Annotated in this window: 10 protein-coding genes; all 10 read right to left on the reverse strand. The window is 72.3% G+C overall.

What is annotated here, in order from left to right; genetic code table 11:
* Positions 1–43 precede the first annotated feature (43 nt).
* The 10 genes from HF519_RS28265 to HF519_RS33430 all read right to left on the reverse strand — a co-directional run bounded on the left by HF519_RS28265 (position 44) and on the right by HF519_RS33430 (position 8,679).
* Positions 44–259 (reverse strand): hypothetical protein, encoded by a 216-nt coding sequence (locus HF519_RS28265; protein WP_169416035.1) that lies wholly within the window; start codon positions 257–259, stop codon positions 44–46.
* A gap of 123 nt (positions 260–382) precedes the next feature.
* On the reverse strand, positions 383–1,354 hold the full coding sequence (locus HF519_RS28270) for a sulfite exporter TauE/SafE family protein (RefSeq protein ID WP_169416036.1): 972 nt from the start codon (positions 1,352–1,354) through the stop codon (positions 383–385).
* 343 nt (positions 1,355–1,697) lie between these two features.
* Positions 1,698–2,609 carry a sulfite exporter TauE/SafE family protein gene (locus HF519_RS28275; protein ID WP_169416037.1) on the reverse strand — a complete coding sequence of 304 codons (912 nt, stop codon included), beginning with the start codon at positions 2,607–2,609 and terminating at the stop codon, positions 1,698–1,700.
* A 157-nt stretch (positions 2,610–2,766) separates the two neighbouring features.
* Positions 2,767–3,585, reverse strand: coding sequence for a sirohydrochlorin chelatase (locus HF519_RS28280; RefSeq protein ID WP_169416038.1), 819 nt, complete (start codon positions 3,583–3,585; stop codon positions 2,767–2,769).
* 21 nt (positions 3,586–3,606) lie between these two features.
* Positions 3,607–4,911 carry a sulfate adenylyltransferase subunit 1 gene (locus HF519_RS28285; RefSeq protein WP_169416039.1) on the reverse strand — a complete coding sequence of 435 codons (1,305 nt, stop codon included), beginning with the start codon at positions 4,909–4,911 and terminating at the stop codon, positions 3,607–3,609.
* A complete protein-coding gene (cysD, locus tag HF519_RS28290) occupies positions 4,912–5,814 on the reverse strand; it encodes a sulfate adenylyltransferase subunit CysD (protein WP_169416040.1) in 903 nt (300 codons plus the stop codon).
* Positions 5,815–5,854: 40 nt separating this feature from the next.
* The gene (locus tag HF519_RS28295; protein ID WP_169416041.1) at positions 5,855–6,583 is read right to left on the reverse strand and encodes a phosphoadenylyl-sulfate reductase; all 729 of its coding nucleotides are present in this window, start codon (positions 6,581–6,583) and stop codon (positions 5,855–5,857) included.
* Positions 6,580–6,747 carry an Insertion element protein gene (locus HF519_RS28300; RefSeq protein WP_169416042.1) on the reverse strand — a complete coding sequence of 56 codons (168 nt, stop codon included), beginning with the start codon at positions 6,745–6,747 and terminating at the stop codon, positions 6,580–6,582. The genes HF519_RS28295 and HF519_RS28300 overlap by 4 nt, the downstream gene beginning before the upstream one ends.
* Before the next feature lie 28 nt (positions 6,748–6,775).
* Positions 6,776–8,449: a nitrite/sulfite reductase gene (locus tag HF519_RS28305; protein ID WP_169416043.1), complete on the reverse strand. Its 1,674-nt coding sequence runs from the start codon at positions 8,447–8,449 to the stop codon at positions 6,776–6,778.
* Positions 8,450–8,556: 107 nt separating this feature from the next.
* On the reverse strand, positions 8,557–8,679 hold the full coding sequence (locus HF519_RS33430) for a putative leader peptide (protein WP_369009265.1): 123 nt from the start codon (positions 8,677–8,679) through the stop codon (positions 8,557–8,559).
* Positions 8,680–8,789 lie beyond the last annotated feature (110 nt).

The raw sequence follows: 8,789 nt of genomic DNA on the forward strand, positions 1-8,789 counted from the left end.
GCTGATCTCCCTGGCCGGGCGTGGGGGTGCTCGGCCAGGGAGATCAGCCGGCTCGGCGGACCTGCGGGTGGCGGTGCAGGGCGCTGCGGGTCATCGCGAGCTCGTGCGCCACCTCGGCGGTGATGAGCTCCGCGTGCAGCCCGATGTGCTCGCCGTGCAGGGCCAGCGCGCGGTGACGCTGCACGAGATCGTCGAGGGAACTCAGGAGACGGTCGGCGATGGACTGGCGGATGCGATCCCGGTCGGCGGGGGTGGCCATGGAGGTTCTCCTATGTGGTGTCGGGTCGGGCGGTGTTCTCCCCGACCGGACACAGCGCGCTGGCCGTGCGGCAATGATCACGGTCGCGGCGGCGGGTGAGCCGCCGCGACCGGTCCGGGCCCGTCATCCCAGGTCGTCGGCGCGGTGTTCCTGCACGGCCACACCCCGGCCGGCCGGAACCTCGACGCCGGTGTGGTCGGCGACCGCCAGGCGGGTCGTGCCGAGAACCTCGGCGCGGGCCGCGCGGACCTTGGCCACCGCGACGCCCACCGCCGCGATCCAGGCGGCGACGATGATCAGGTAGATGGTGGTGCGCAGGCCGCCGTCGATCTCTGCGGCGCGCAGGATCGTCCGGGTGTTGGTCAGGATGATGATGCCGCCGACCGCGGTGCCGAGCACCGGCGTCGGGACCTTCGTGACCAGCCAGGCGGCCAGCGGCGCGGCCAGGACACCACCGAGCAGCAGTCCGCCGATCGTGAACGGGTCCAGTACCTCGGTGCCCAGACCGATCAGGAAGCCGACGCTCGCGGCGAGCGCGACCAGGAACTCGGAGGTGTCCACCGAGCCGATCACGGTGCGTGGCGCGGTACGGCCCGCGGTGAGCAGTGCCGGGGTGGCCACCGGGCCCCATCCGCCGCCACCGGAGGCGTCGACGAAGCCGGCGACCAGGCCGAGCGGGGACAGGAACCGCTTGCGGTGCGGCGACATCCGTGCGGTCGGCGCCTTCGGCGGACGGATCGAGAAGCGCAGCAGGATGTAGACGCCGAGCGCCAGCAGAATGCCGGACATGATCGGAGCTGCGTCCTGTGTGGACAGCGCCGAGAGCGCGGTGGCGCCGAGGAACGCTCCGATCGCGCCGGGCACGCCCAGCCGCAGGACGAGCTTCCAGTCCACGTTTCCGAAGCGCCAGTGCGAGGCGCCGGAGACGAGCGTGGTGCCGAGTTCGGCGAGGTGGACCGAGGCGCTGGCGGCGGCCGGGTTGATCCCGGCGATCAGCAGCAACGACGTCGACGTGACGCCGTAGGCCATGCCGAGTGCGCCGTCGACGAGCTGGGCGCCGAACCCGACGACGGCGAAGACGATGAGAGTGCGCATGAAAGAACGGCTCCGGGGGAGAGGACGTGCGGGAGTTGCGCGCGAGCTCGCGCGCCGACGCGGACGCGGGTCAGCGGGGGAGGTGCCGAGAGGTCAGCGACAGAACTCGTCGAACGCGTGGCCCCGACGCGACGGCCAGAACCGCTCCAGATCCGCCACGAGGATCCGGGTCAGGGACGCAGCCGTCGACGGGCCGTCCGCACGCCGGACTCCGGCGGGAACGGGCTGCGAGGGCAGCGCAGTCGAGGACACCACCCAATCGTGCGATGCCCAGCCCCGATACACAACACGGCGTCCGGCATGCGGCGGGCCGCCTTCAAATGTCCGGACTTGACGACCGGCCTCAGGCCGCCCGCTGCTCCTCCACGGCGGGTTCCTCGGCCGGGGCGGACCGGCGCGCTACGCGCACCCGGCGGACCGCCATCCCGACGAGGACCAACCAGACGACGGCGATCACCACATAGGCCGCGATCCGCGGGCTGCCAGCGACCCCCACGGCGGCGAACATGGTGCGGGCGTTGGTCAGCACGATCAGGCCGCCGACGGCCGCCCCCAGCACGGCGGCGGGCAGCTTGGTGACCAACCATGCGGCCAGCGGTGCGGCGAGCATGCCCCCGACCACCAGGCCCGCGACCGCGAGCCAGTCGATGCCCGCACCGCCCAACCCGATCACGAACCCCAGGCTGGCGGCGACGGTCACCAGGAACTCGGACGTGCTCACGGAGCCGATCACGGTGCGGGGGGCGGTGCGACCGGCGGTGAGCAACGACGCGGTGGACACCGGGCCCCACCCGCCCCCGCCGGTGGCGTCGACGAAGCCGCCGACGAAGCCGAGCGGGGTGAGGAAGCGCCGGCCGTGCGGCGAGGTCCGCGCGGTCGCCTCGGGGGGCGCCGCGACCGCGTACTTGATCAGGATGAACGCGCCGATCACGATCAGCAGCCCGGCCATCAGCGGCGCTGCCGCCTGCGCGGACAGATGGGACAACAGCAGCGCCCCGAGCAGAGCCCCGATCGCGCCGGGGACGCCGAGCCGCCCGACCAGCTTCCAGTCGACGTTGCCGAAGCGCCAGTGCGCGTACCCCGACGCCAGCGCCGTGCCGATCTTGGCCAGGTGCACGGATGCGCTGGCCGCGGCCGGACCGAGGCCGGCGATCAGCAGCAGGGTGGTGGAGGTGACCCCGTAGCCCATCCCCAGCGCTCCATCGACGAGCTGGGCGCCGAAACCGGCGAGGGCGAGCAGGACGAGCGTGGGCATGACGACTCCGGGACTTCTCGGACGACTTCGCAGACGATCGGGCCTTCGACGAGCGGCCCGGAATCAGTCCTCGTCGAAGTCGTCGGCACGCCGGGACGGCCAGAAGCGCTCGAGGTCCGGAACCAGTGCAGCCGGCGGCACCCAGGGAACGTGCCGATCAGCCCGCGGCATGGACCTGTTCCGTGTCGTTCAGGGCAGAAGTTGCCGCGCGGTAGCGGTCGAGCAGCGCGTCGGCGACCGCGGGGGCCGCGCCCAGCGGCTCGGCCAGCACGACGCCGGGGTCGGCCGCGCGGGCCGCGTCGCCGACCCGGTCGAGCAGCCGGCCGGGCGCGAGGAACCAGGGCGCGACCGCGATCCGGCGGGCCCCCCGGCGTCGCAGCTCGGCGACGGCCGCGGTGACGTCGGGCTGCGCGGCCGCGGCGAAGGCCGCAACGGTCAGGGGCCGCTCCGCGGCGAGGTCGGCGACGACGGCGTTGGCCACCGCGTTCGAGGAGCCGGCGGCGGCGAGGACAACCCCGAGACCGGGGTCGCCGGGATCGGCACCGGCCTCGCGCAGCCGCGCCCACGCCACGTCGAGCAGCGGGCTCCGCCCTCCTGAGTGGCGGGTACCGGAGGGCGGCTCACCACCGCCGGGGGCGCTGCCCAAGACGTCGGACACCACGACCTCGAGCCGGGGCAGCCGGCGGGTGGCGGCGTCCACGGCGGCGGGGATGTCGACGCGCGCGTGGTAGGCCGAGCCGAGCAGCAGCGGCACCACCACCGCGGACCCCGTCCCCAGGCCGCCCAGGACGTCGGGCAGCCGGGGAGCGTTGAAATCGAGGAACGACAGCCGCACGTCCAGGTGCGGCGCCCGCGCCCGCGCCACGTCGGCCAACTCGGTCATCGTGGCCGCGGACCGGCCGTCCCGGCTGCCGTGTGCCACGGCCACCAGGACCGGTCGCCTCGTGGCGGGGGATGCGGCGTGCAGCCGGGACATCGCGGGAGGTTCCTCTGTTTTCTAGGGGCCGGGGGTGTGCGCGGTCTCGCCGGGCAGGTCGACGAGCACCAGCGGGCTGCCGACGAGGCCGGCGGCCAGCGTGTTGCCGGTCGGCGGGTCGATCAGCAGGAAGCTGCCGGTGGCCCGCACGTCGGCGTAGTCGTCGACGGGCAGCGGATCGGCCGTGCGCAGCGTGACCCGGCCGATGTCGTTGATCTCCAGCTGCTCCGGGGTGGAGAGCGTGAAGGTGTCGGTGTCGAGACGGTCGGTGACCGCGCCGACGATGGCCTGGGTGGTCCGGGTGCCGTGCTTGAGCAGTAGCCGGGCGCCGGGGCGCAGCGGCTTCTCGGCCAGCCAGCACAGCGTGGCGTCGAGCTCGTCGGTCACCCGGGGGGCGCCCTCGACGGCGGCGAGGACGTCTCCACGGGAGATGTCGATGTCGTCGTCGAGCAGCACGGTGACGCTACGCCCCGCGCTCGCCGCCGCCAGCGGGCCGTCGGCGGTCTCGACCGACGCGACGGTGCTGCGCCGGCCCGAGGGCAGGACGACGATCTGGTCGCCCGGGCGGACGGTGCCCGCCGCCACCTGGCCCGCGTAACCGCGGTAGTCGTGCAACTCCTCGGTCCGCGGGCGGATCACGTACTGCACCGGCATCCGGAACGGCGCGTCGACCTCGGGGCCGGTGACGGGCACCGACTCGAGGTGGCCGAGCAGCGTCGGGCCGTCGTACCAGGGGGTGCGCTCGCTGCGCTCCACCACGTTGTCGCCCACCAGCGCCGAGACCGGGATGGTCAGCACCGCGTCGTCGGCGAAGCCCAGGGAGCGGGCGAGTCCGGCGAAGTCCTTGGCGATGGCCTGCAGGACGGCCTCGTCGTAGTCGACCAGATCGATCTTGTTGATGGCCAGCACCAGCCGGGGGACGCGCAGCAGGGCGAGCACCGCGGCGTGCCGGCGGGTCTGCTCGACCACGCCGTGCCGGGCGTCGACCAGCAGCACGGCCAGTTCGGCCGTGGAGGCCCCGGTGACCGTGTTGCGTGTGTACTGCACGTGGCCCGGGGTGTCGGCGAGGACGAACTCGCGCACCGGGGTGGAGAAGTAGCGGTACGCGACGTCGATGGTGATGCCCTGCTCGCGCTCCGCGCGCAGGCCGTCGACCAGCAGCGACAGGTCGGGTGTGGACAGTCCCTTGTCGACCGAGGCGCGCTGGACGGCCTCGATCTGGTCGGCCAGTACCGACTTGGTGTCGTAGAGCAGCCGGCCCACCAACGTGGACTTGCCGTCGTCGACGCTCCCCGCGGTGGCGAAGCGCAGCAGATCGCGGCTCACTTAGAAGTACCCCTCACGCTTGCGGTCCTCCATGGCGGCCTCCGACAGCCGGTCGTCGGCCCGGGTGGCGCCGCGCTCGGTCAGCCGGGAGGCCATCACCTCGGCGATCACCTCGTCCAACGTGGTCGCCGTCGACTCCACGGCGCCGGTGCACGAGCCGTCGCCGACAGTCCGGTAACGGACGGTCTTGAGCTCGAGCGTCTCGTTCCCCCGCGGGCCGCCCCACGGCCCCTCGGCGAGCCACATGCCGTCGCGGCGGAACACCTCCCGCTGATGGGAGTAGTAGATCGACGGCAACTCGATGTTCTCGCGCTGGATGTAGCGCCAGACGTCGAGCTCGGTCCAGTTCGAGATCGGGAACACCCGGACGTGCTCACCCGGGGCGTGCCGGCCGTTGTAGAGGTTCCACAGCTCCGGACGCTGCTTGCGCGGGTCCCACCGGCCGAACGCGTCGCGCAGGCTGATGATCCGCTCCTTGGCCCGGGCCCGCTCCTCGTCGCGGCGCCCGCCGCCGAACACGGCGTCGAAGCGGTGCTCGACGATCGAGTCGAGCAGCGGCTGGGTCTGCAGCGGGTTGCGGGTCCCGTCGGCGCGCTCGACGAGGCGGCCGTCGTCGATCCAGTCCTGCACGTGCGCGACCTCGAGACGCAGCCCGAGCCGCTCGACGAGGCTGTCCCGGAAAGCGATGACCTCCGGGTAGTTGTGCCCGGTGTCGACGTGCAGCAGCGGGAACGGCACCGGCGCCGGCGCGAACGCCTTCACCGCGAGGTGGACCAGCAGCGTGGAGTCCTTGCCTCCGGAGAACAGGATCACCGGGCGGTCGAACTCACCCGCGACCTCGCGGAAGATGTGGATCGCTTCCGATTCCAGTGCCTCGAGCGCGTCCAGCGCAGGGGCGGTCATGCGTGTCCTCCAGAACGTGCGGCGGATCTGCCGGCGATCGTCATGCGTGCAGACCGCACTCGGTCTTGGCCCGGCCGGCCCAGCGGCCCGAGCGGGGGTCGGCGCCCGGCAGCGGCTTGGCGGTGCACGGCGCGCAGCCGATGGACGGGTAGCCGGCCGGCACCAGCGGGTTGACGAGCACGTTGTGCTCGTCGATGTAGGCGTCCATGTCCTCGTCGCTCCACGCGGCCAGCGGGTTGATCTTCACGAGGCCGTGCTTCTCGTCGAACTGGATCAACGGCGTGTTCGCCCGCGTCGGGGCCTCGACCCGGCGCACGCCGGTGACCCACGCGTCGTAGCCGGCCAGCGTCCGCTGCAACGGGACCACCTTGCGCAGGTGACAGCACCGGTCCGGCTCGCGGGCGAACAGGTCCTGGCCCTCCGCCGCGTCCTGCTCCGCCACCGTTCGGTCGGGCAGTGCGTTGACGATCGTCACGTCGTAGACCGCGCCGACCGCGTCACGGGTGCCGATGGTCTCGGCGAAGTGGTAGCCGGTCTCCAGGAACAGGATGTCGACACCCGGCTTGGCCTTGGCCGCCAGGTCGACCAGCACGGCGTCCTGCATGTTCGACGCCACGATGAAGCGATCGGCGAACGTCTCCGCGGTCCAGGCCAGCAGCTGCTCGGCCGTGGCGTCCGGGCCCAGCTCGCTCGCCCCGCGCTCGGCCACCGCGCGCAGGTCGGCGAGCCGTGCCTGCTCCGCCGGCTCCGTCTTCGCTGACGGACTCATCGAGTCACCTCCGGTACTCCGATCCCGATGAAGCGGCAGACGAAGGTGCGCAGGCAGCCCGCGCAGTACCACGCCCCGTGCGGGACCTTGTCGGTCTGCTCGGCGGGGCGCAGGTCCTCCTCGCCGCAGTACGGGCAGTAGAAGGGCACGGCGCGCTCGCTCATTCCGCCCCTCCCACGATGTGAGAGACCATCACTTGAGATCGTTCTCGTCCGCCCGGACGACCCACTGGGCGAACCGCTCGCCCGGCTCGCGGGCCGCGGCGAAGCGGCGCACGACCCGGTCCACGTAGTCGCCCAGCTCGGCGCTGGTGACCTTGAGGCCACGGAGCTTGCGCCCGAAGCCGGCGTCGAGACCCAGGCCGCCGCCGAGGTGCACCTGGAAGCCCTCGACCTGGTTGCCCTGGGCGTCGGTGACGATCTGGCCCTTGAGCCCGATGTCGGCGACCTGGGTGCGGGCGCACGAGTTGGGGCAGCCGTTGAGGTGGATCGAGACCGGCACCTCCAGCGAGTCCTGCACGTCGGCGAGGCGCTGCTCCAGCTCCTCGACGAGCCGGATGGCTCGCTCCTTGGTCTCCACGATCGCGAGCTTGCAGAACTCGATGCCGGTGCAGGCCATCGTCGCCCGCCGCCACGGCGAGGGATCGGCCTGCAGGCCCAGCTCCGCGAGCTCGGACTTGAGCGACTCGACCTGGTCGTCGGGCACGTCGAGGACGACGATCTTCTGCTGCGGGGTCAGCCGCACCCGCCGCGACCCGGCCGCCTCCACGGCCTTGGCCAGCGCGATCAGCGTCGATCCGGACACCCGGCCGGACGCCGGGGCGACCCCGATGTAGTTGCGGCCGTCGGTCTGCTTGTGCACGCCGATGTGGTCGATCGGGCGCTCGGGGGTGGCCGGCGCCGGACCGTCGATCAGCTTGCGGCCGAGGTACTCGTCCTCGAGGACCCGGCGGAACTCCTCCGCGCCCCAGTCGGCGACCAGGAACTTGATCCGGGCGCGGTGGCGCAGCCGACGGTACCCGTAGTCGCGGAACACCGAGATGATCCCGGCCCACACGTCCGGCACCTCGTCCAGCGGGACCCAGGCGCCGAGCCGCTGCGCGATCTTCGGGTTGGTCGAGAGCCCGCCGCCGACCCACACGTCGAAGCCGGGGCCGTGCTCGGGGTGCTCGACGCCGATGAACGAGACGTCGTTGACCTCGTGCGCGACGTCCTGCTGCCAGGAGATCGCGGTCTTGAACTTGCGCGGCAGGTTGGAGAACTCCTTGCTGCCGATGTAGCGGTCCAGGATCGTCCGGATCGCGGGCTCGGGGTCGAGCTTCTCGTCGGCGGAGATCCCGGCGACCGGCGAGCCGAGGATGACACGCGGGGTGTCGCCGCAGGCCTCGGTCGTGAGCAGGCCCAGACCCTCGAGCTTCTCCCAGATCGCGGGCATGTCCTCGATCTGGATCCAGTGGTACTGGATGTTCTGCCGGTCGGTGACGTCGGCGGTGTCCCGGGCGTACTGCTGCGAGATCTCGCCGACCGCGAGCAGCTGCTCGGTGGTCAGGGCCCCGCCGTCGATGCGGACGCGGAGCATGAAGTAGCGGTCGTCGAGCTCCTCGGGCTCCAGCGCCGCGGTGCGGCCGCCGTCGATCCCGGGCTTGCGCTGGGTGTAGAGACCCCACCAGCGCATGCGGCCGCGCAGGTCCGCCGGGTCGATCGAGTCGAACCCCTGCTTGGCGTAGATGTTCTCGATGCGGGCGCGGACGTTGAGGCCGTCGTCGTCCTTCTTGGTCCGCTCGTTGGGGTTGAGCGGTTCACGATGGCCGAGCTTCCACTGGCCTTCGCCGCGCTTGCGCTTGGGCTGCGTGGTGGTGGGGGGCAATTCGGGGCCTCCGGATCGCGGCCGGGCACGCCGCGACTCATGTCAGCCCAGAGCCCGGTGCGTCCGGCGCCGGGACGGTCAGTCCATGAAAGGGATTCGGCGCGGATCTATCGGATCGGCCGACAGATCGCGCTGCTGACACGACCCAGATCGACGTGGCGTCGGGCCACGAGCCGAAGGGTCAGCGCAGTCACCTGAACAGGGTGCCATCCGAACGGCTCCGAAGCCACCGTCGGGCCCGTGCTGGGAGGCGACTCACAGCGCGGTGGTCGGCACAGCCGCGTGGAGAGGGTCGAGGTCCCGAAGCTGGCACACTGGGATGTCGTGCCTCCCGCTGTCC

It is taken from the genome of Pseudonocardia bannensis, from assembly GCF_012911875.1.
Classification (GTDB): domain Bacteria; phylum Actinomycetota; class Actinomycetes; order Mycobacteriales; family Pseudonocardiaceae; genus Pseudonocardia; species Pseudonocardia bannensis.